The organism is Pseudomonas sp. GW823-FHT03E05 (assembly GCF_058796855.1).
Genome location: NZ_JBXAJB010000001.1, coordinates 570,615 through 593,912, shown reverse-complemented (window position 1 = coordinate 593,912; position 23,298 = coordinate 570,615). Strand labels below are relative to the sequence as shown.

The following is a 23,298-nucleotide window of genomic DNA, read 5'->3' as shown; positions in this document are numbered from 1 at the left end:
TTGCACGACTTCTTAAGCGGACCGCAGGAGCTCTTCATGGCGAACATCACCATCGCCCAGCAACTGGCAACCACCCTTGAACAGGCCGGGGTCAAGCGTATCTGGGGGCTGACCGGCGACAGCCTCAACGGCCTCACCGACGCTCTGCACAGCATGCAGACCATCGAGTGGATGCATGTGCGCCACGAAGAGGTGGCCGCCTTTGCCGCCGGCGCCGAAGCCGCCACCACCGGGCAACTGGCGGTGTGCGCCGGCAGCTGCGGGCCGGGCAACCTGCACCTGATCAATGGCCTGTTCGACTGTCACCGCAACCATGTGCCGGTACTGGCCATCGCCGCACAGATCCCCTCCTCGGAGATCGGCCTCGACTATTTTCAGGAAACCCACCCTCAGGAGCTGTTCAAGGAGTGCAGCCACTTCGTCGAACTGGTGAGCAACCCGGCGCAGATGCCCGAGGTGCTGCACCGGGCCATGCGCAGCGCGATCCTCAACCGCGGCGTGGCGGTGGTGGTGATCCCCGGCGACGTGGCCCTGCAGCAGGTACCCGCCGCCAGCAAGCCATGGCCGGCCCTGCACGCACCGCGCACCCTGCCCGCCCCCCACGACCTGGACAAACTGGTGGAGTTGCTGAGCCAGAGCAAGGCCGTGACCCTGCTCTGCGGCAGCGGCTGCGCCGGCGCCCACGATCAGGTGGTGGCCCTGGCCGATGCCCTCGGCGCACCGGTGGTGCATGCCTTGCGCGGCAAAGAGCATGTGGAATGGGACAACCCCTTCGACGTCGGCATGACCGGCCTGATCGGCTTCAGCTCCGGCTACCACGCCATGCTCAACTGCGACACCCTGGTGATGCTCGGCACCGACTTTCCCTATCGCCAGTTCTACCCCAGCGACGCCTGCGTCATACAGATCGACCGCAACCCCCAGGCCCTGGGCCGGCGAGTGCCGCTGGACCTGGGGATCGCCGCCGACGTCGGCGAAACCCTCGCCGCACTGCTGCCGCGCCTGCCCTATAAGGGCGACCGCCGCTTTCTCGAAGAATCCCTCAAGCACTACGCCAAGGCGCGCCAGGGCCTGGACGACCTGGCCCAGCCCTCGCCCGCTGGCCGGCCGATCCACCCGCAGTACCTGACCCGGCTGCTCAGCGAACTGGCAGACGAAGACGCCATCTTCACTGCCGACGTCGGCACCCCCACGGTGTGGGCCGCGCGCTACCTGAAAATGAACGGCCAGCGGCGCCTGCTGGGCTCTTTCAACCACGGCTCCATGGCCAACGCCATGCCCCAGGCCATGGGCGCCCAGGCCGCCTTCCCCCAGCGCCAGGTGATCTCGCTGTCCGGCGATGGCGGCTTCAGCATGCTGATGGGCGACTTCATCTCCCTGGCCCAGCTCAAGCTGCCGGTGAAGATCGTGGTCTACGACAACGCCTCCCTGGGTTTTGTCGCCATGGAAATGAAATCCGCCGGCTACCTGGACACCGGCACCGACCTGCACAACCCGGACTTTGCCGCCATGGCCAACGCCATGGGCATTCTCGGCCTGCGGGTGGAAAACTCCGAAGAACTGGAAGGCGCCCTGCGCACCGCCCTGGCCCATGACGGCCCGGTGCTGGTGGACGTGGTCACCGCCACCCAGGAACTGGCCATGCCGCCGGCCATCAAGCTGGAACAGGCCAAGGGCTTCAGCCTGTACATGCTCAAGGCGGTGATGAGCGGGCGTGGCGACGAGGTGATCGAACTGGCCAAGACCAATTGGCTCAAGGACAGTTGGTTCAAGATCACCTAGAAAGGCTCTACCCCCGGGCATGCCATCGCAGCCTCTAATGCACCCACATTAGAGGCCTGTGTCCATGAAAAGGGTGGCAGTAGCATCCATCGAGGGTGGCATTGGGAAAACCACCTCCGCAAGCGTCGCTTCTCATCCATCAAGACGTTTCGACTGCATGCCAACGGATTGGCCGTAAGCACAAGCGGGACAAGGAAGCCGTCAGGCTCTGTCAGTGATCCGATCATTTTTGAGCGGCTCGCCTCTCTCAAGATCGGCAGCGGATGAAGGCATGCCCAAACTTCAGCCCCCCCCTCAGCGGCCGACTGATCAGGCGCAAAAAACCTACGCAATATTTTCCTTTAGACCAAATGCCTTTGCTTTTTTGAATGCTAATTCGGAAACGGAAGGTGCATCGCTTTTCCGGCAGGCTAGAGTCTAAATCCGACAAGCACATTGATGTGCCTCTTGCACGGATGCACAGAGACTGGCGGCCTTCCCCTCCTCACAGACAGCCCGCCTCGAAACAGGGAGTGTTATGAACAAGCCGATCAAGAATATCGTCATCGTGGGCGGCGGCACCGCGGGCTGGATGGCCGCTTCGTACCTCGTCCGGGCGCTCCAACAGCAGGTAAACATCACGCTCATCGAGTCTGCGGCGATCCCCCGGATCGGCGTGGGCGAGGCGACCATCCCGAGTTTGCAGAAGGTGTTCTTCGACTTCCTCGGGATACCGGAGCGGGAGTGGATGCCCCAAGTGAACGGCGCCTTCAAGGCCGCGATCAAGTTCGTGAACTGGAGAAAATCTCCCGACCCATCGCGCGAAGATTACTTCTACCATTTGTTCGGCAGCGTGCCGAACTGCGACGGCGTGCCGCTTACCCACTACTGGCTGCGCAAGCACGAACAGGGCTTCCAGCAGCCGATGGCGTACGCGTGCTATCCGCAGCCCGGGGCCCTCGACGGCAAGCTGGCACCCTGCCTGGCCGACGGCACCCGCCAGATGTCCCACGCGTGGCACTTCGACGCGCACCTGGTGGCCGACTTCTTGAAGCGCTGGGCCGTCGAGCGCGGGGTGAATCGCGTGGTCGACGAGGTCGTGGAGGTTCAACTGAACGACCGCGGCTACATCTCCACCCTGTTAACCAAGGAAGGGCGGACGCTGGAGGCGGACCTGTTCATCGACTGCTCCGGCATGCGAGGGCTCCTGATCAATCAGGCCCTGAAGGAACCCTTCATCGACATGTCCGACTACCTGCTGTGCGACAGCGCGGTCGCCAGCGCCGTGCCCAACGACGACGCGCGCGAGGGGGTCGAGCCTTACACCTCCGCGATTGCCATGAACTCGGGATGGACCTGGAAGATTCCGATGCTGGGCCGGTTCGGCAGCGGCTACGTCTTCTCGAGCAAGTTCACCTCGCGCGATCAGGCCACCGCCGACTTCCTCAAACTCTGGGGCCTCTCGGACAATCAGCAGCTCAACCAGATCAAGTTCCGGGTCGGGCGCAACAAGCGGGCGTGGGTCAACAACTGCGTCTCGATCGGGCTGTCGTCGTGCTTTCTGGAGCCCCTGGAATCGACGGGAATCTACTTCATCTACGCGGCGCTTTACCAACTCGTGAAGCACTTCCCCGACACCTCGTTCGACCCGCGGTTGCGCGACGCATTCAACGCCGAGATCGTCTACATGTTCGACGACTGCCGAGACTTCGTCCAGGCGCACTATTTCACTACGTCGCGCGAAGACACGCCGTTCTGGCTCGCGAACCGGCACGAACTGCGGCTCTCGGACGCCATCCAGGAGAAGGTTGAGCGCTACAAGGCCGGGCTGCCACTGACCACCACCTCGTTCGACGATTCCACGTACTACGAGACCTTCGACTACGAATTCAAGAACTTCTGGTTGAACGGCAACTACTACTGCATCTTTGCCGGCCTGGGCATGCTGCCCGACCGGTCGCTGCCGCTCCTGCAGCACCGACCGGAGTCGATCCAGAAGGCCGAAGCGATGTTCGCCAGCATCCGGCGCGAAGCCGAGCGCCTGCGCACGAGCCTGCCGACGAACTACGACTACCTGCGGTCACTGCGTGACGGCGCGCAGCTGTCGCGCAACCAGCACGGGCCGACGCTCGCGGCTCAGGAACGCCAGTAGTGGAACGCACCTTGAACCGGGTATCCGCATTCGCGGCCACGCACGCTGCCGTGGCGGCCTGCGATCCACTGCAGGCGCGCGCGCTGGTTCTGCAGCTGCCGGCCCTGAACCGTGACAAGGACGTGCCCGGCATCGTCGGCCTGCTGCGCGAATTCCTCCCGGTGCGCGGCGTGCCCTCCAGCTGGGGCTTCGTCGAAGCCGCCGCCGCGATGCGGGACATCGGTTTCTTCCTGGGGTCGCTCAAGCGGCACGGACATGAGCCCGTGGACCTGGTGCCCGGGCTTGAACGGGTGCTGCTCGACCTGGCACGGGTGACCGACTTGCCGCCGCGCGAGACACTCCTGCATGTGACGGTCTGGAACCCGGCGGCGGCCGATGCGCAGCGGAGCTACACCGGGCTGCCCGACGAAGCGCACCTGCTCGAGAGCGTGCGCATCTCGATGGCGGCCCTCGAGGCGGCCATCGCGTTGACCGTCGAGCTGTCCGATGTATCCCTGCGCTCGCCCGCATTCGCGCAAGGGTGCGATGAGCTGGAAGCCTACCTGCAGAAAATGGTCGAATCGATCGTCTACGCGTACCGCTTCATCTCGCCCCAGGTCTTCTACGATGAGCTGCGCCCCTTCTACGAACCGATTCGAGTCGGGGGCCAGAGCTACCTCGGCCCCGGCGCCGTAGAAATGCCCCTCTTCGTGCTGGAGCACGTCCTGTGGGGCTCGCAATCGGACGACCCAGCTTATCGAGAATTCAAAGAGACGTACCTGCCCTACGTGCTTCCCGCGTACAGGGCGGTCTACGCTCGGTTCGCCACAGAGCCGGCGCTCATCGACCGCGCGCTCGACGAGGCGCGAGCGGTGGGTACGCAGGGCGAGCACGTCCGGGCTGGGCTGACAGCCCTCGAGCGGGTCTTCAAGGTCCTGCTGCGCTTCCGGGCGCCTCACCTCAAATTGGCGGAGCGGGCATACGAAGCCGGGCGCAGCGGCCCCACAACCGGCAGCGGGGGCTACGCGCCCAGCATGCTCGGCGACCTACTCACGCTCACCTGTGCCGCGCGGTCCCGCATCCGCGCCGCGCTCGATGAATCCTGATGCGCGCGACCCAGTGTTATTTCACAAGGAGAGTTTGCCCCCATGACTCAGAAGAGCCCCGCGAACGGACACGATAGCAACCACTTCGACGTAATCATCCTCGGTTCGGGCATGTCCGGTACCCAGATGGGGGCCATCCTGGCCAAACAACAGTTTCGCGTGCTGATCATCGAGCAGTCGTCGCACCCGCGGTTCACGATCGGCGAATCGTCGATCCCCGAAACGTCTCTCATGAACCGCATCATCGCTGATCGCTACGACATTCCGGAGCTCGGCCACATCACCTCGTTCTACTCGACGCAGCGTTACGTTTCGTCGAGCACGGGCATCAAGCGCAACTTCGGCTTCGTGTTCCACAAACCTGGCCAGGAGCACGACCCGAAGGAGTTCACCCAGTGCGTCATTCCCGAGCTGCCGTGGGGGCCGGAGAGCCATTATTACCGGCAGGACGTCGACGCCTATCTGTTGCAAGCGGCCATCAAATATGGCTGCACGGTCCGCCAGAAGACGAGCGTGACCGAATATCACGCGGACAAGGACGGCGTCGCGGTGACCACCGCCGAGGGCGAGCGGTTCACCGGCCGGTACATGATCGACTGCGGAGGACCCGGCGCGCCGCTGGCGACCAAGTTCGGGCTCCGCGAAGAGCCGTGTCGCTTCAAGACGCACTCGCGCAGCCTCTACACGCACATGCTCGGGGTCAAGCCGTTCGACGACATCTTCAAGGTCAAGGGGCAGCGCTGGCGCTGGCACGAAGGAACCTTGCACCACATGTTCACCGGCGGCTGGCTCTGGGTGATTCCGTTCAACAACCACCCGCGTTCGACCAATAACCTGGTGAGCGTCGGCCTGCAGCTCGACCCGCGTGTCTACCCGAAAACCGACATTCCCGCGCAGCAGGAATTCGACGAGTTCCTCGCGCGGTTCCCGAGCATCGGCGCTCAGTTCCGGGACGCCGTGCCAGTGCGCGACTGGGTCAAGACCGACCGCCTGCAGTTCTCGTCGAACGCCTGCGTCGGCGACCGCTACTGCCTGATGCTGCACGCGAACGGGTTCATCGACCCGCTCTTCTCCCGGGGGCTCGAAAACACCGCGGTGACCATCCACGCGCTCGCGGCGCGCCTCATCAAGGCGCTACGCGACGACGACTTCTCCCCCGAGCGCTTCGAGTACATCGAGCGCCTGCAGCAAAAGCTTTTGGACCACAACGACGACTTCGTCAGCTGCTGCTACACGGCGTTCTCGGACTTCCGCCTATGGGACGCGTTCCACCGGCTGTGGGCGGTCGGCACTATCCTCGGGCAGTTCCGGCTGGTGCAAGCCCACGCGAGGTTTCGCGCGTCGCGCGACGAGGGCGACCTCGATCACCTCGACAACGACCCGCCGTACCTCGGGTACCTGTGCGCGGACATGGAGCAGTACTACCAGTTGTTCAACGACGCCAAAGCCGAGGTCGAGGCCGTGAGCGCCGGGCACAAGTCGGCCGAGGAGGCCGCGTTGCGGATTCACGCCCTCATCGACGAACGAGACTTCGCCAAGCCGATGTTCGGCTTCGGGTACTGCATCACCGGGGACAAGCCGCAGCTCAACAACTCGAAGTACAGCCTGATACCGGCGATGAAGCTGATGTACTGGACGCAAACCCGCGCGCCGGCAGAGGTGAAGAAGTACTTCGACTACAACCCGATGTTCGCGCTGCTCAAGGCGTACATCACCACCCGCATCGGCTTGGCTCTGAAGAAGTAGTCGGCCAAGGACGGCACACACGCGATGAACAACATTCAATTGGATCAAGCGAACGTCAAGAAGCATCCCCCGGGGGCGTACGACGCGACCACACGTGTGGCCGCGAGCTGGTACGTCGCGATGCGCTCGAACGACCTCAGGGACAAGCCGAAGGAGTTGACGCTCTTTGGCCGTCCGTACGTGGCGTGGCGCGCAGCGACGGGGCAGGCCGTGGTGATGGACCGCCACTGCTCGCACCTGGGCGCGAACCTGGCTGACGGGCGGATCAAGGACGGGTGCATCCAGTGCCCGTTTCACCACTGGCGCTACGACGAGCAAGGCAAGTGCGTTCACATCCCCGGCCACAGCGAGGTGGTGCGCCAGCTGGAGCCGGTGCCACGCGCGGCGCGCCAGCCGACGTTGGTCACCACCGAGCGATACGGCTACTTGTGGGTCTGGTACGGCTCCCCGCAGCCGCTGCACCCGCTGCCCGAAATCACCGCAGCCGACGTCGACAACGGCGACTTCATGCACCTGCACTTCGCGTTCGAGACGACGACGGCGGTCTTGCGGATCGTCGAGAACTTCTACGACGCACAGCACGCAACCCCCGTGCACGCGCTCCCGATCTCGGCCTTCGAGCTCAAGCTCTTCGACGACTGGAGCCGGTGGCCGGAGGTTGAGTCGCTGGCCCGGGCGGGCGCGTGGTTCGGTGCCGGGATCGACTTCCACGTGAACCGCTACTTCGGCCCCCTCGGCATGCTGTCGCGCGCGCTCGGCCTGAACATGTCGCAGATGAACCTGCACTTCGATGGCTACCCCGGCGGGTGCGTCATGACCGTTGCCCTGGACGCAGACGTCAAATACAAACTGCTCCAGTGTGTGACACCGGTGAGCGACGGCAAGAACATCATGCACATGCTCATCTCGATCAAGAAGGTGGGCGGCGTCCTGCGCCGTGCGACCGACTTCGTGCTGTTCGGGCTGCAGACCAGACAGGCAGCGGGGTACGACGTCAAAATCTGGAACGGGATGAAGCCCGACGGCGGCGGCGCGTACAGCAAGTACGACAAGCTCGTGCTCAAGTACCGTGCGTTCTACCGCGGCTGGGTCGACCGTGTCGCGAGTGAGCAGTAATGCGTGAGGCCGAGCCGGTAGCGGTCGCGTCGCGCTGCCCGGCGCTTGCGAACCTTTCGAGCTGCGTCACGGAGATCACGGCGTACGGCGCGGCGGGCCCGCTTGGGCTCGCGGCCACCCGCTTGGTGTCGGTGTCGCTCTTTGCGAGGTATTCATGACCATCTGGCTGTTGCAACTCGTGCTGGTGATCGCGCTCTGCAACCTCTGCGGCCGCCTTGCCGAACGGCTCGGCCAGTGCGCGGTGGTCGGCGAGATCGCGGCCGGCCTGCTGTTGGGGCCTTCGCTGTTCGGCGTGATCGCACCGAGTTTCTACGACCTGTTGTTCGGCCCACGTACGCTGTCAGCCATGGCGCAAGTCGGCGAAGTCGGCCTGATACTGCTGATGTTTCAGATCGGTCTGCATATGGAGTTGAGCGAGACGCTGCGCGGCAAGCGCTGGCGCATACCTGTCGCGATCGCGGCGGGCGGGCTCATCGCGCCGGCCGCGATCGGCATGATCGTCGCCATCGTCTCGAAAGATACGCTCGCCAGCGACGTGCCGGCGCTGCCCTACATACTCTTTTGCGGTGTCGCACTTGCGGTATCAGCGGTGCCGGTGATGGCGCGCATCATCGACGACCTGGCGCTCGGCGCCATGGTCGGCGCACAGCACGCAATGTCTGCCGCGATGCTGACGGATGCGCTCGGCTGGATGCTGCTGGCAACGATTGCCTCGCTATCGAGCGGGCCTGGCTGGGCATTTGCGCACATGCTCGTCAGCCTGCTCGTGTACCTGGTGCTATGCGCGCTCCTGGTGCGCTTCGTGGTGCGACCGGTGCTTGCGCGGCTCGCCTCGACTGCGCATGCGACGCGCGACCGCTTGGCCGTGTTGCTCTGCTTTGTAATAGCCTCGGCACTCGCGACGTCGCTGATCGGATTCCATAGTGCATTTGGCGCACTTGCGGCGGCGCTATTCGTGCGGCGCGTGCCCGGCGTCGCGAAGGAGTGGCGCGATAACGTCGAAGGTTTCGTCAAGCTTGTACTGATGCCGGTGTTCTTCGCGTGTGCGGGGCTGCATGCGTCGGTCGGCACGATAGACGACGCGGCATCATGGATGTGGTGCGGGGTATTCCTCGTGGGCGGATTCATCGGCAAGTTCGGCGGCAGCTATCTGGGCGCGCGTGGCACTGGGCTGGCGCCACACGATGCGATGCTGGTGAGCTCGTTGATGAATACGCGCGGGTTGATGGAGCTAATCGTCCTGTCAATCGGCCTGCAGATGCAGATTCTTCCGCCAAAGGTCTACACGATCCTCGTGGTGTTCGCGCTGGTGACGACGGCGCTGACCGCACCGCTGGTTCGATTCACGCTGCGCATGCAAACACGCGCAATGAGCCAACAGGCCGCCTGAGCCAGCTTGAGGGGAGAGCTCACCATGATTGCTGCCACCGAAACCAAAGTTCACGATTTGCTCGATGCCGAGGGCCGCGATGTCCGCGATGCCCGTGAACTGCGCAACGTGCTGGGGCAGTTTGCTACCGGTGTGACCGTGATCACCACCCGCACCGCAGACGGCCGCAACGTCGGTGTGACGGCCAACTCGTTCTCCTCACTGTCGCTGTCACCGGCGCTGGTGCTCTGGAGCCTGGCACGCACGGCACCGAGCCTGAAGGCCTTTTGCTCGGCGAGCCACTTCGCCATCAACGTACTGGGCGCGCACCAGCACCACCTGTCGGAGCAGTTCGCACGGGCAGCAGCCGACAAGTTCGCCGGTGTAGCTCATTCCTATGGCAAGTCGGGAGCCCCGGTGCTGGACGATGTGGTGGCAGTGCTGGTGTGCCGCAACGTCACCCAGTACGAGGGCGGTGACCACCTGATCTTCATTGGCGAGATCGAACAATACCGCTACAGCGGCGCAGAACCGCTGGTCTTCCATGCAGGCCAGTACCGGGGTCTAGGGAGCAATAGAGCAGAAAGCGTCCTCAAGCACGAATAGCCCGGCTCATGTGATCTTTTGCCGGGAAGGATCACTGATCCAGGTGCCCCTTGATGTGGCAGCAGCTCGACCTCAGTGGCTCGCTGCGCAGCGCCCCAGCGAACAACCAGCCCGATCGGCCAAGCGCCCGCGACAGCTATTTGTAGTTTCCCTCCTCCTCCTCCTCCTCCTCCTCCTCCTCCTCCTCCTCCTCCTCTGAAGTCGATCCGACACCCACGCCAGGAAATAAATAATCACTATTGGGTTTGTGCCCAATGGAAAAGCCCTTTTAGTACGTTTTTTTCGAATGCCTTAGGCCCTTGAAGCCTGGCCATCCCAGCGCAAGGCTTACCCAGGCGCAGCTGATTGAGGCTCACAAAATGCATTTGATAATCATTTGCAATCAAGGATAGAATCCCGCCCCCTCGTCTGATCCCGCCTTGAATGATCGCCGCCGTGTCTTATCTCAGTGATAAACTCGAGCTCTACCTTTCCCACCGTACCGCGCTGGTCGACTATTCGGCGCCCATTGTCGGTTGTCGGGCTCAAGCCGAAGAAGTGGTCCAGGAGGCCTGGCTGCGCTTCTGCGGCCAGGCCGATAGCGCCGCCCAGCCGAGCAACCCGGTGGGCTACCTGTACCGCATCGTGCGCAACCTGTCCTTTGACCTGCTGCGGCGCTCGACCCTGGAAAATCGTCATCCCGATGGCGCCGATCTGCTGAACGAGCTGCCCTCGAGTACGCCATCACCGGAGCATCAGGCGCTGCACAGCGACCAGTTGCGCCTGCTGCAAGATGCGCTGGCACTGCTGCCGGAGCGCACGCGCCGAGCCTTCCACATGCACCGCCTGCAACACCTGACCTTCCAGGAAATTGCCGCTGAGCTGAAGATCTCCTCCAGCTTGGCGCACCAGCTGGTGCGTGACGCACTGACCCACTGTGCGGAGCACCTGGCCGATGACTGATACCCCCTTGCCTCAACCTGTATCCGGTTCACTGAAGGACGACCCCGTGTGGCAGGCGGCGATGGATTGGCTGCTGCAATGCCACGCGGCGCCGGATGACGCCTTGCTGCAACAGGCCCATGCGCGCTGGCTGGCCGCTGACGAGCGCCATGCTGTCGCCTGGCGCAAGGCCGAGAAAGTCTGGTTGCTCAGTGGCGGCCTGGCGCCGCTGGAACCACCCGTGCCCCAGCCTTTGCCCACCCCGCTCCGGGCTCGGCGCAACAGGCCGCGGCGGGCAATGAAGGCGCTTGCACTGGCGGCCTGCCTGCTGTTGCTGGCCGGGCCGACACCACCGACCGCCCATACCAGCCCAGCCGGCGAGCACCGACAAGTGCTCTTGAGTGACGGCAGCCGTATTGAACTGGGCAGCGACAGCGCTATTCGAGTGGACTTCGAACCGGGTACGCGGGCGGTCACCCTGCTCAGGGGGCAGGCGTTCTTCGAGGTCAGCCACGATGCCTCGCGCCCGTTCACGGTGCAGGCTGCGGACGTCAAGGTCAGGGTCATAGGGACCGCGTTCGACGTGGACCTCAGCCGCACCGCCGTGGTGGTAGCCGTACAGAGCGGCGCTGTCCAGGTTCGCGATGGGCGCGGCGAACTCGCGGTGCCGGCCCTGGGCCCGGGCGATAGCCTTCGCCTTGGCCTGGACCAGGGCCCGCCGCAGCGCGGTCGGCTATTGCCTGGCCAGGTTGCCCCCTGGCGCCAGTGGCAGTTGCTGGTCAATGACCGGCCACTCTCCGAAGTGGTTGAAGCGCTGCAGGACTATTACCCCGGTGTACTGCTATTGACGGACCCTGCTCTGGGCGAGCGGCGCATCACCGCTTCGCTGAACCTGCGCTCGCCAGTCAGCGCACTGCAACTGGCGATCGCTCCGTTGGGTGGGCATCTGCGGCAATGGGGCCCCTACCTCACGCTGATCCGCAAAGAGCCGCAAGTGCCGGCAAAACAATAAATTTCAAAATTTTCTGGAAGTTCTCGATCGCCGTTCGTTTATTGCCCCGCTGAGTTAATCATAATTATTCTCATTAGCATGTGCGTATTGTTCGCACTGAACGGGGAGTTCACCAGAGCATGTCCATTTTCCCCCAACAGGGACTTCAGGGTTGCCGACGCAGTGCGCGGCTGTTGTGGCTGTCAGTGGGGCTGGCGGTGTCCCTGCCGGCCTTGGCCAGTGACCATCGGACACGGCATAGCATCGACATCGCACGCCAGCCGTTAAGCACGGCGCTGATGGCGCTGGCACAGCAGACCGGCCTGCAGATCAGCGTCGAGAGCCAACTGCTGCTCAACCTGAACGCTCCGGCGGTGCAGGGCGAACTGAGCGCCGAGCAGGCGCTGGCGAAGCTGCTCAAAGGCAGCCAGCTGGAGTGGATCTACATCGGTGACGACGCGCTGATGGTACAACGGGCGACTCGCCCGCGTACCGACCCGGTCCGCCTGGGCAATACCAAGGTGCCTGGCGAGTTGTCGCTGCCCCAGGGTGAAACCCGAGTGGACCGCGCGACGATCGAAGCAATGCCGGCGGGCAATGGCGACATCACCAGCCTGTTGCGCAGCCATCCCAACGTGCAGTTCGACGACGCTCAGCTGAGCAGCAAGACCCCTGGCGAAATCGGCCCGGCCAACATCAGCATCAACGGGGCGCAGTTCTACCAGAATGCCTTCCTGGTCGATGGCATCAACATGAACAATGACATCGATCCGGCCGAATACCGGGTGCAATTGCTGGACGCGGTACCGGGGCGCAGCCAGGGCCTGGCACTGGACACCGACCTGCTGGAGAACATCACGGTCCTGGACAGCAACGTGCCAGCGGCCTATGGCGGCTTCAACGGTGGCGTCATCGATGCACAGACCCGTGCACCGACCCAGGCGCTGCACGGCAAATTCTCGGTGCAGACCACCCGCTCCGCCTGGACCCAATATCACGTCGACGAAAGCGAAGAACAACGCATGGAAAACTCGGGCTCTCCCGACGAGCAGCCCAAGTTCGACAAGGTCACCGTTCGTGGCACGCTGCAGGGCCACCTGACCGACAATTTCGGCCTGCTTGGCAGCTTCAGCCAGAAGCGCTCGACCATCCCCCTGGGTTTCTACTCCTACAACAATGTCGAGGAGATGGGCTTTCACGAGGAGAAGCAGCAACGGCGCATCGACAACTACTTCCTCAAGTCGGTATGGAAAGCCAGCGATCAACTCACTGTTGAGACCAGCGTGACCCATGCCCCCGAGGAGAGTCACTACTTCCGTGCCAACGTGGCCAACTCGGGTTATGACAACAAGGCCGGCGGCACCCAAGTGAACCTGCGCACCGTCTGGGATGGCGACCTGGCGCGCGTCGAACAGAACCTGGCGTGGAGCGGCCAGGAACAGAGCCGCCAATCCGACTCCGCCGATTACTGGACCTGGCGCAAGTCGGCCACCAAGGATTGGGGCATCGGCAACAAGGCCACCTCCAATACCCTTGAAGGCGGTTGGGGTGATATCGAGCAGCAGCAACGTACCTGGCAGTACAAGCTCAATGCCGACTGGCGCAGCGTCGACTGGCTGGGCATGACTCACCGCCCGCAGACCGGCCTGGAGTTCTCCCGCCAGTACGTGCGCTACGAGCGCCTGACCGACAGCAGCACCTATGTCACCCCCGCGGCCACCACCACCTGCACCAACGGCGCCGGGGTTACCGACAGCGTCGCCTGCAACATCGGCCAGACCCTGAACGGCTGGGCGGGCCAGTACATGAAAAGCCGTACCCGCTATGCCACTGGCGAATTCGACTTCACCACCACCTCCTGGGGCAGCTGGCTGCAGGACGAGATCACCCTCGGCCAACTGACCTTGCGCCCGGGCGTGCGCGTGGACAGCGACGACTACATGGACAAGACCACCTGGGCGCCGCGCTTCTCCCTGGAATATGACCTGTTCGGTGACCGCACCACCTTGCTCAATGCCGGCGTCAACCGTTACTACGGGCGCAGCGTCAGCAGCTGGCAGCTGCAGGACGGGCGCAACCGCCTGCGCTTCAACGAAACCCGCGACAGCCTGGACAAACCCTGGGTGGTCAAATCCAACGCGGCCAACCAGGTGCGCTTCAATCAGCTGGACATCCCCTACGACGACGAGCTGATGCTGGGCGTGGTGCAGCAATGGGCCGGGGTCGAATATGCCCTCAAGTATGTCAATCGCAAGGGGCGCGACCAGGTGGTTCAGGTGTCCGGCAAGACCTTGGGCGAGCCCTCCACGGACCCGACGCTGGCGAGCAACTACACCACCTACACCAACGACGGCAAGAGCGAGACCGACACCTACACCCTGACGGTGACACCGTTGCAGCGCTGGACACTGCTGGGCACCCAGACCGGCGGGCAACTGGCGCTCAACTGGACCGACAGCAAGGCCTCCGCACCGACCTACGTCGCCGCCGAGAACCTGTACTACCAGAACAGCGTCATCCAGTACCAGGGCAGCTTCATCAATTATGACGACCGCCCGGCCAGCAACTTCAACCGGCCCTGGACGGCCCGCCTGACGACCATCACCGAGATCCCCCAGGCCAATCTGCAGTGGAGCAACTTCTGGCGCTACCGCGCCGGCTACAAGCGCATTGGCGACACGGGGCGCAATGTGGACTACATGGGCACCTCGGTGGATGTCTGGGAGGAACAGAAATTCCAGGCGGCGCTGACCTGGGACACGCGCCTGGGCTGGCGTATTCCCACCGCCAGGGACCAGAACGTGTTCATCAATGTCGACGTGTTCAACGTGCTCGACAAGAAGTCGGTCAATGCCAACCAGACGGTCAACAGCAACTCGGTCTCGACCTATGAGGTGGGCCGCCAGTACTGGCTCGAAGTCGGATACGCGTTCTGAAATGCGCCGGTCCCTGAAGAGCCTGCAGGTCATGCTCGGCATGGTGCTGGTGATTGGCCCGCAGCACGTGCTGGCCTGCGCCACGAGCGAACCGTCTTGCCTGCGCGAGTTGTACAGCCGGCCCCCCGCGCAGTGGCCGGCGCCGCAGGTGGATGCCGGCGTGGCCTGGCAAGAGCTGGGCCCCTTGCCCGAGCGGGCGCCGTCCCCGGCGTACAACCCCTACACGCAGCAGAAGGCCGATCTGGGCCGCCGGCTGTTCTTCGACCCGCGCCTGTCGCGTTCGGGGCAGATTGCCTGCGCCTCCTGCCATGAACCGGACCTGGGGTTCGCCGATGGGCGTCGGGTTTCGTTCGGGCATGACCGTGCCGCGGGCCGGCGCAATGCACCGAGCCTGGTGGCCAGCGGCCTGGCCAAGAAGCTGTTCTGGGACGGGCGCGCCGACAGCCTGGAGATGCAGGCCCTGATGCCGGTCGTCGACCCCAAGGAGATGGCCTTCAGTGTCGCGGAACTGGTGGCCCGGCTGCGTGACACCACGGACTACCCGGCACAGTTCGCCCAGGTATTTCCCGGACAGGCGCTGGGTGCCGAGCAAGTGGCGGCGGCATTGGCGACTTATCAGCGTGGCCTGCTGCGGGTTGCCCAACGCACCCCCTTCGAGCGTTTTCTACGGGGGCAGGCGAAGGCGCTCAGCGACCAGCAATTGCAGGGGCTGCACCTGTTTCGCACCAAGGCACGCTGCATGAACTGCCACTTCGGCCCGGGGATGCAGGACGACCGCTTCCACAATGTAGGCCTGACCTTCTATGGGCGCCTGCGCGAGGACCTCGGGCGCTATGAAGTCACCGGGCTGGCGCAGGATGTCGGGCGCATGCGCACACCTTCACTGCGGCTGGTGAGCCATACCGGCCCCTGGTTTCACAACGGGCTGGCCAGCAGCCTCGATCAGGTGCTGTTGTTCTACAACGCAGGCATGCCCAGGCCCGAACCCAAGGAGGGGCAGCTGCAAGACCCGCTGTTTCCCGTGACGTCGGCGCAATTGAAGGTATTGGAGCTGGACCGGACCGAACTGAAGGCACTGAAGGCTTTCCTGGAGGCCCTATGAGAGGTTGGCCGCGGCGGCTGCACATCGGTGTGCCCACACAGGGCCAGCGCCAGGGACTTGATCACCTCCTGCCCGCTGCGGATACCGCTGTCGAGCCAGACTTCGAGGCGCTGGGCAACAGGCGCCTGGCGGCAGCGGGCCGGCGGCTGGCGATCTAAAGAGTTCGTAAAGTCTGCCCGCCCGCCCCTCCCGGCACCTGGCAAATGCGCTTCAATAGCCTGCAAGCCAAGCCTGAAGCTCCCGGAGAAGCCCATGAGCAAAGTCGCCCGCTATCTGCAGGTCGAAGACATCCTCCTGGCGGTCAATGTCACGAACAAGCAGCGCCTGTTCGAGCAGGTCGGCCAGCACCTGCAAGAGACCCGGCAACTGCCGGCGGATTGGGTGGCCGCCAGCCTGTGGCGCCGGGAGCTGGCCGCCAGTACCGCCATCGGTGAAGGGGTCGCGGTGCCCCACGCGCGGCTCGCCGAGCTCGATCGCATTCATGCGTTGTACCTGCGGCCGCAGACCGCCATGGCCTTTGCCGCCCCGGACCAGCAGCCGGTCAGCGATATCCTGGTGCTGCTGGTGCCCGCTCCCGCCGATCAGCAGCACCTGGACCTGCTGGCCGACACCGCCCGGCTGTTTACCAACCCGCGGTTTCGCCAGGCCCTGCTGCGCTGTACTGCACCGATGCAGGTCAAACAGCTGTTCGATCACTGGTAGCTTGACCCAGACACCTGCTCCAGCACGCAATACCCATTTGCCGCTCCCCCGCGGCAAATGGGATAGCTCAAGCCCCACCGATCACCTTCCGGCACAAGATTTCATCTATTGGCGGTTAGCCGACTCATCCATTAACGTTCATTACACCTCGCGCAGCCGAGCGCTTGAGGGGGTGCCTGCCCTGCCGTCGCGCCGCTCTCCATATTCCTGTTGAACTCACTCACTGATTGCTCAATTAGAGAGAATATGAACAAGCCACAGCTGCTGCCTGTAGCCACTGGCGGCCGGCGTCCTCACAGGGACGAAGGTACCGGTCGAAAATCCTCTGGGCACCTGTCTCTTCTGTCGCTTGCCCGCTCGTCCCTGAACCTGATCTGCATCGCAGCCCTCGCCAGCTGCGCCGTGGGGCCGGATTTCAGCCGCCCGGAACTGAGCCGGGACGCCGGCTACAGCGCCACGCCCCTGCCGCCCGGCACTGTCACGGCGGGGACCGCCGCCGGTGGCGCGGCGCAGCGACTGGTGAACGGCATGGACATTCCCGGGCAGTGGTGGACGCTGTTCCGCTCGCCGCAACTCGATGCCCTGGTGCAGGAAGCGCTGCAGGCCAACCCGGATATCGACGCCGCCCAGGCCGCGCTGCGCCAGGCCAATGAACTGCTGTACGCCGAACAGGCGTCGCTGTTTCCCTCCCTCAGCGCCTCGGCCTCGAAAACCCGCGAGAAGGTGTCCGCCGCCAGCGCCCTGGGCTCCAGCGGCGGTGCGGCAGCGGCCGGGGGCTCTGCGGCGCAGATCTTCACGGTCAACTCGGCGTCCCTGAGTGTGTCCTACGCCCCCGACGTGTTTGGCGGTACCCGCCGGCAGATCGAGGCCAGCGGTGCCCAGGCCGACTACCAGCGCTACCAGCTGGAGGCGACCTACCTGACCCTCACCGCCAACCTGGTGAACACCGCCATCAGCCTGGCCTCGATCCGTGACCAGATCGCCGCCACCGAAACCGTGATTCGCCTGCAGAGCGACCAGCTCGACCTGCTGCAGGCCCAGCGTCGACTGGGTGCCATCGGCGACAGCGATCTGCTGACCCAGCAAGCGACCCTGGCCCAGACCCGCGCCACCCTGCCGCCCTTGCAGAAACAGCTGGCCCAGGCCCGCAACCAGTTGCAGGCCTACCTGGGTCGCTTCCCCAGCCAGGACCGTGGCGAACACTTCCAGCTGGCCTCCCTGCACCTGCCCGAGGAACTGCCCCTGAGCCTGCCTTCGGCCATCGTCGAGCAGCGGCCCGACGTGCGTTCCGCCGAGGCCCAGTTGCATCAGGCCAGCGCCGATATCGGCGTGGCCATCGCCAACCAGTTGCCGCAGTTCAGCATTACCGGTTCCCTGGGCTCCACGGCGCTGGCGGGCACCAAACTGTTTTCCTCCGGCACCGGGGTCTGGAGCCTGGCCGGCTCCATCGCCCAGCCGCTGTTCGACGCCGGCGCCCTGGAGCATCGCAAGCGCGCCGCGGTGGCCGCCTATGAGCAGGCCGCAGCGCGCTATCGCGGCACGGTGATCACCGCCTTCCAGGACGTAGCCAATGCCCTGCGTGCCCTGCAGGCCGACGCCGAGGCCCTGCAACAGCAAGTGCTGGCCGAGACCGCCGCGCGCCAGAGCCTGGACCTGGCCCAGGCCCAGTACCGCCTGGGCGCGGTGGGCTACCTGAACCTGCTGACCGCGCAGCAGACCTACCAGAACGCGATTGTCAGCCGGGTGCGGGCCCAGGCCGCCCGCTACAGCGACACCACGGCGCTGTTCCAGGCCCTGGGGGGCGGCTGGTGGCAGCGCCAGGATGTCGACCCCGACAGCCTCGGCAGCCCCGATCGTTTCGGCTGGCCGTCGCTCAAGGAGATGTACCCGCCGCCCGCGGCCCAGCACCGCGAACAGGCTCAAGCCGGCCAGCCGGGCCGGCTCCAGGGGCCGGCAGCCGCCGCGCCGTCCACTCGACCTGCACCCTTGCCTTAAGTGAGATCCGCCATGGCCGATGTCCACTCCAGCCCCTCCCCTGCGCACCCCGGCGCGGCCCCCCAGGCGCCGCGCAAGCGCCGGCTGCTGCGGCCGATGCTGATCATGCTCGGCGTGGTGCTGCTGATCGTCGCGGTGATCGGCGGGGTCAAGTTCGCGCAGATCTCCAAGCTGATCGCCCAGGCCAAGGTGCCCCTGCCGCCCGCGGTGGTTACCGCCCTCAAGGCCCAGTACGAAGAGTGGCAGCCCAGCGTCTCCGCGGTGGGCTCGATGAAGACCGTGCGCGGGGTGGACGTGACCACCGAGGTCGGCGGCATCGTGCGCAGCATCGGCTTCAAGCCCGGCCAGGAAGTGGCCGCCGGCGACCTGCTGGTGCAGTTGAATGCCGACTCCGACATCGCCCAGCTGCACTCCCTGGAAGCCACCGCGGCCCTGGCCGGCACGGTGCTCAAGCGCGACCGGGCGCAACTGAAGGTGAGCGCGGTGTCCCAGGCCCTGGTCGAGGCCGACGAAGCCGACCTCAAGGCCAAGCTGGCCGCTGCCGAACAGCAGCGCGCGCTGGTGGCGAAGAAGAGCATCCGCGCGCCCTTTGCCGGGCGCATCGGCATCACCGCGGTCAACCCCGGGCAATACCTCAACCCGGGGGACAAGATCGCCAACCTGCAGACCTTCGACCCGATCTACATCGACTTCAACGTGCCCCAGGCCCAGGTGCAGCAGGTGGCCCTGGGCCAGAGCGTCACGGTCAGCGCCGACGGCCTGCCCAAACAGACGTTCACCGGCCGGGTCAGCTCCATCGACACCCAGTTCGACCCCAACACCCGCAACGTCACAGTGGAAGCCACCATCGACAACCCCAAGCGCAGCCTGGTGCCCGGCATGTTCGCCCGGGCCGTGGTGGCCTCCGGCGGCACCCAGCGTTACCTGACCCTGCCCCAGACCGCGGTCACCTATAACCCCTACGGCACCACGGTGTTCATCGCCAGCCAGAAGAACAACGACCAGGGCGACGCAGTGCTCACCGCGCAGCAGACCTTCATCGAAACCGGCCCCAACCGTGGCGACCAGGTGGCGGTGCTGTCAGGGGTCAAGGAAGGCGACCTGGTGATCACCAGCGGCCAGATGAAACTCAAGAACGGCTCGCCGGTGAAAGTCGACAACAGCCACGCGCCGCGCAACGATCCTTCGCCGACGCCGCAAGAGCACTAGGGCCCGCCATGAACTTCACCGATACCTTTATCAAGCGTCCGGTCTGGGCCGTGGTGGTCTCGCTGTTCATCCTGATCCTGGGCCTGCGCTCGATCTTCGAGCTGCCGGTGAACCAGTGGCCGCGCACGGAAAACACCGTGGTCACCATCAGCACCTATTACTACGGGGCCGACGCCGCCACCGTGGCCGGTTTCATTACCCAGCCCCTGGAGGCCGCCATCGCCCAGGCCCAGGGCATCGACTATCTGTCGTCCACCAGCATCACCGGGCTCTCCACCATTACCGCGACCCTGCGCCTGAACTACGACTCCAGCAAGGCGCTGACCGAGATCAACACCCAGGTCAACTCGGTGAAGAACCAGTTGCCGGCCCAGTCCCAGGAACCGGTGCTGACGGTAGCGGTGGGCCAGACCACCGACGCCATGTACCTGGGGTTCTACAGCGACACCCTGGCCACCAACAACATCACCGACTACCTGGTGCGGGTGGTCAAGCCCAAGCTCGATTCCCTGGAAGGCGTGCAGACCGCAGAGATCCTCGGCGGCCGCCAGTTCGCCCTGCGGGCCTGGCTCGACCCGAACAAGCTGGCGGCCCACAACGTCACCGCCCAGGACGTGGCCACGGCCCTGGGCAACAACAACTACCTGTCCGCCGTGGGCTCCACCAAGGGGCAGATGATCACCGTGGACCTCACCGCCGGCACCGACCTGCACACGGTGGACGAATTCAAGCGCCTGGTGGTCAAGCACAACGGCGACGCCCTGGTGTACCTGGAGGACCTGGGCAACGTCACCCTGGGGGCGGAAAACTACGACAGCAGCGTGGCTTTCTCCGGCAAGCGCTCGGTGTTCATCGGCATCAAGGCAGCGCCCACCGCCAACATCCTCAACGTCGCCGACAACGTGCGCAAAGCCTTCCCCGAACTGCAATCGCAACTGCCGGCCGGGGTGCGCGGCGAGATCGTCTACGACTCCACGGCCTTCATCAACACCTCGATCTTCGAGGTGGTGAAGACCCTGGTGGAAGCCATGATCATCGTCTCGGTGGTGATCTACCTGTTCCTCGGCTCGTTCCGTGCGGTGATCGTGCCGCTGGTGGCGATCCCGCTGTCGCTGGTGGGCACCTTCTTCGTCATGTACCTGCTGGGTTATTCCATCAACCTGCTGACCCTGCTGGCCCTGGTGCTGGCCATCGGTCTTGTGGTGGACGACGCCATCATCGTGGTGGAAAACGTCGACCGGCATATCAAGGAGCAAGGCCGCGGCGTACTGGAGGCGGCGCTGCTGGCGGCCCGCGAGCTGGGCGGCCCGATCATCGCCATGACCGTGGTGCTGATCGCCGCCTACGTGCCCATCGGCCTGCGCAGCGGCCTGACCGGGGCGCTGTTCAAGGAGTTCTGTTTTTCCCTGGCCGGCGCAGTGACGGTGTCGGCGGTGATCGCCCTGACCCTGTCGCCAATGATGACCTCGCGGCTGTTCAAGAGCGGCCAGGAGGAAGGCCGGTTCGCCAAGCGCCTGGACCGCTACTTCGACTGGCTGCGGGGGCGCTACCACCGGGTGCTGGCGGCCGGGCTGGATAGCTGGCCGGTGCTGGTGACCTTCGGCTTCCTGCTGTTCGTGCTGGTGGCCGCCAGTGGCCTGACCGCCAAGAGCGAGCTGTCGCCCACCGAGGACCAGGGCCTGGTGTTCATGCAGATCAAGGGCGCGCCCACCGCCTCGCCGCAGCAGATGGAGTGGATTGCCGACCAGGCGTTCCAGATCGCCAACAAGGAGCCCGAGTACCTGCAGATGTTCCAGCTCACCGGCCTGCCCTCGCTGAACCAGGGCCTGGGCGGGGTGCTGCTCAAGTCCTGGGAGGATCGTGACCGCTCCCAGGCGCAGTTGATCCTCGACCTGCAACAGAAGTGGAACCAGGTGCCCGGCGCCACCATCGCCGCCTTCCCCCTGCCCTCGCTGCCCGGCGCCCAGGGCCTGCCGGTGCAGTTCGTGATCAGCACCACCGAGTCGGTGGCCAACCTCAACGAGGTGGCCCAGGCGGTACTGGCCGAGGCCACCAAGCAGCAGCTGTTCTGGTTTTCCGACCTGGACCTCAAGCTCGACAAGCCCCAGGCCAAGCTGGTGGTGGACCGGGAAAAGATCGCCGCCCTGGGCATGACCCAGGCCGACGTCGGCGCCGCGCTCTCGGCGGCCCTGGGGGGCAACTACGTGAACTACTTTTCCACCGCCGGGCGCTCCTACAAGGTGATCCCCCAGGTGCTGCAGGTAGACCGGCTGAACCCCGAACAGATCCTCGACTACTACATCCGTACCCCGTCGGGGGCGATGATTGCAGCGCGCACCGTGGCCCATATCGAAACCTCCACCGAGCCTGAGTCGGTCAACCACTTCCAGCAGCTCAACTCGGCGACCCTGTCCGGGGTCAGCGGCGTGTCCCAGGGCGAGTTGCTGGCCCGGCTCAAGGGCATTCTGGAACAGGTGGCGCCGTCCGGTTACTCCAGCGACTACGCCGGCGAATCACGGCAGTTCATCCAGGAGTCGGGGGGGTTCGTCGGCCTGCTGCTGTTCTCGATCCTGATCGTCTACCTGGCCCTGGCGTTCCAGTTCGAGAGCTATCGCGACCCGGTGGTGATCCTGTTCTCGGTGCCGCCGGCGCTGTTCGGCGCCCTGGCCTTCATCACCATGGGGTTCGCCTCGATCAACGTCTACACCCAGGTCGGGCTGGTGACGCTGCTGGGGCTGATCACCAAGCACGGGATCCTCATCGTGCAGTTCGCCAACCAATTGCAGCGCGCCGGCCACAATAAGCGCGAAGCCATCGAAGAAGCCGCCGCAGTGCGCCTGCGGCCGATCCTGATGACCACCGCGGCCATGGTCCTGGGGGTGGTGCCGCTGGTCTGGGCTTCCGGCGCCGGCGCGGCGGGCCGCCACGACATGGGCCTGGTGATCTTCGCCGGGCTGTCCATCGGCACCCTGCTGACCCTGTTCATGGTGCCGGCCATGTACCTGTTCATTGGCAGTACGCACTCTGCCGCAAGCATCGAGAACCCGGGGGCGCAGGCGGATGCCGGAGCTTCCGACAGCGCCTGAACCCCTGCTCGATCGAAACCGCCGGGTATCAGGCCGGCACGCCCAGGATGATGTGGGAAGCCTTGATCACCGCCGTGGCGCTGACGCCCGGAGCCAGGCCCAGTTCGGTCACCGCATCGCGGGTGACGATGGAATACACCTGGCTGCCGCCGCTGAGCTCCAGCACCACTTCGGCGTTGACCGCACCATCGGTGACGCTGATCACCTTGCCCTGCAGGCAGTTGCGAGCGGACAGGCGGATGCCCTCGGCATCGGTCATGAGCATCACCCAGGGTGCCTTGACCAGGGCCAGGGCCTCGGTGCCCGGGGCGATGCCCAGGCTACGCAGGCTTTGCAGGGTCACCACCGCCACAAGTTGCTCGCCGCCCTCCAGGGACAGCACCACCTCGGCGTTGACCGAACCCTCTTCCACCTGGCTGACCCGGCCTTTGAACACGTTGCGTGCACTGACTTTCATGTTGCATTCCTTTTATTGACTGCGGGGTTAGGATCGCCCGGCATGATCCGGGCGCACGTTGTGG

16 protein-coding genes are annotated in these 23,298 nt (G+C 64.9%); 15 read left to right on the top strand and 1 reads right to left on the bottom strand.

The window, feature by feature from the left end; all coding sequences use genetic code 11:
• The first annotated feature begins 36 nt into the window (after positions 1-36).
• The 15 genes from poxB to AC1RCO_RS02625 all read left to right on the top strand — a co-directional run bounded on the left by poxB (position 37) and on the right by AC1RCO_RS02625 (position 22,777).
• Complete coding sequence (gene poxB, locus AC1RCO_RS02695; RefSeq protein WP_019094369.1) at positions 37-1,782, top strand: ubiquinone-dependent pyruvate dehydrogenase; 1,746 nt, start codon at positions 37-39, stop codon at positions 1,780-1,782.
• 517 nt (positions 1,783-2,299) lie between these two features.
• Positions 2,300-3,913, top strand: coding sequence for a tryptophan 7-halogenase PrnA (gene prnA / locus AC1RCO_RS02690; RefSeq protein ID WP_065364320.1), 1,614 nt, complete (start codon positions 2,300-2,302; stop codon positions 3,911-3,913).
• Positions 3,913-4,998: a monodechloroaminopyrrolnitrin synthase PrnB gene (gene prnB, locus AC1RCO_RS02685; protein WP_053159249.1), complete on the top strand. Its 1,086-nt coding sequence runs from the start codon at positions 3,913-3,915 to the stop codon at positions 4,996-4,998. Before prnA ends, prnB begins: the two co-directional genes overlap by 1 nt.
• A gap of 42 nt (positions 4,999-5,040) precedes the next feature.
• On the top strand, positions 5,041-6,744 hold the full coding sequence (prnC, locus tag AC1RCO_RS02680) for a monodechloroaminopyrrolnitrin halogenase PrnC (protein ID WP_011061883.1): 1,704 nt from the start codon (positions 5,041-5,043) through the stop codon (positions 6,742-6,744).
• 24 nt (positions 6,745-6,768) lie between these two features.
• Positions 6,769-7,860, top strand: a complete 1,092-nt coding sequence (prnD, locus tag AC1RCO_RS02675; protein WP_492617344.1) for an aminopyrrolnitrin oxygenase PrnD — start codon at positions 6,769-6,771, stop codon at positions 7,858-7,860.
• Between the two features lie 154 nt (positions 7,861-8,014).
• Entirely contained in the window at positions 8,015-9,250 is a 1,236-nt protein-coding gene (locus tag AC1RCO_RS02670; RefSeq protein ID WP_123397347.1) for a cation:proton antiporter, read from the top strand.
• 24 nt (positions 9,251-9,274) lie between these two features.
• The gene (locus AC1RCO_RS02665; RefSeq protein ID WP_123397346.1) at positions 9,275-9,835 is read left to right on the top strand and encodes a flavin reductase family protein; all 561 of its coding nucleotides are present in this window, start codon (positions 9,275-9,277) and stop codon (positions 9,833-9,835) included.
• A 423-nt stretch (positions 9,836-10,258) separates the two neighbouring features.
• On the top strand, positions 10,259-10,777 hold the full coding sequence (locus tag AC1RCO_RS02660; protein ID WP_011061887.1) for a sigma-70 family RNA polymerase sigma factor: 519 nt from the start codon (positions 10,259-10,261) through the stop codon (positions 10,775-10,777).
• Positions 10,770-11,768 (top strand): FecR family protein, encoded by a 999-nt coding sequence (locus AC1RCO_RS02655; RefSeq protein WP_492617343.1) that lies wholly within the window; start codon positions 10,770-10,772, stop codon positions 11,766-11,768. Before AC1RCO_RS02660 ends, AC1RCO_RS02655 begins: the two co-directional genes overlap by 8 nt.
• A 119-nt stretch (positions 11,769-11,887) precedes the next feature.
• A complete protein-coding gene (locus tag AC1RCO_RS02650; RefSeq protein ID WP_011061889.1) occupies positions 11,888-14,683 on the top strand; it encodes a TonB-dependent receptor in 2,796 nt (931 codons plus the stop codon).
• A 1-nt stretch (position 14,684) separates the two neighbouring features.
• On the top strand, positions 14,685-15,785 hold the full coding sequence (locus tag AC1RCO_RS02645) for a cytochrome-c peroxidase (protein WP_492617342.1): 1,101 nt from the start codon (positions 14,685-14,687) through the stop codon (positions 15,783-15,785).
• A gap of 252 nt (positions 15,786-16,037) precedes the next feature.
• Positions 16,038-16,487 (top strand): PTS sugar transporter subunit IIA, encoded by a 450-nt coding sequence (locus AC1RCO_RS02640; protein WP_015636047.1) that lies wholly within the window; start codon positions 16,038-16,040, stop codon positions 16,485-16,487.
• A 246-nt stretch (positions 16,488-16,733) separates the two neighbouring features.
• Positions 16,734-18,482: an efflux transporter outer membrane subunit gene (locus AC1RCO_RS02635; protein ID WP_492617341.1), complete on the top strand. Its 1,749-nt coding sequence runs from the start codon at positions 16,734-16,736 to the stop codon at positions 18,480-18,482.
• A 12-nt stretch (positions 18,483-18,494) separates the two neighbouring features.
• Complete coding sequence (locus tag AC1RCO_RS02630) at positions 18,495-19,691, top strand: efflux RND transporter periplasmic adaptor subunit (RefSeq protein WP_019094356.1); 1,197 nt, start codon at positions 18,495-18,497, stop codon at positions 19,689-19,691.
• Positions 19,692-19,699: 8 nt separating this feature from the next.
• A complete protein-coding gene (locus AC1RCO_RS02625; protein ID WP_123397342.1) occupies positions 19,700-22,777 on the top strand; it encodes an efflux RND transporter permease subunit in 3,078 nt (1,025 codons plus the stop codon).
• Between the two features lie 28 nt (positions 22,778-22,805).
• Here AC1RCO_RS02625 and AC1RCO_RS02620 read toward each other — a convergent pair whose 3' ends face one another.
• On the bottom strand, positions 22,806-23,234 hold the full coding sequence (locus tag AC1RCO_RS02620) for a TOBE domain-containing protein (RefSeq protein WP_015636050.1): 429 nt from the start codon (positions 23,232-23,234) through the stop codon (positions 22,806-22,808).
• Positions 23,235-23,298 lie beyond the last annotated feature (64 nt).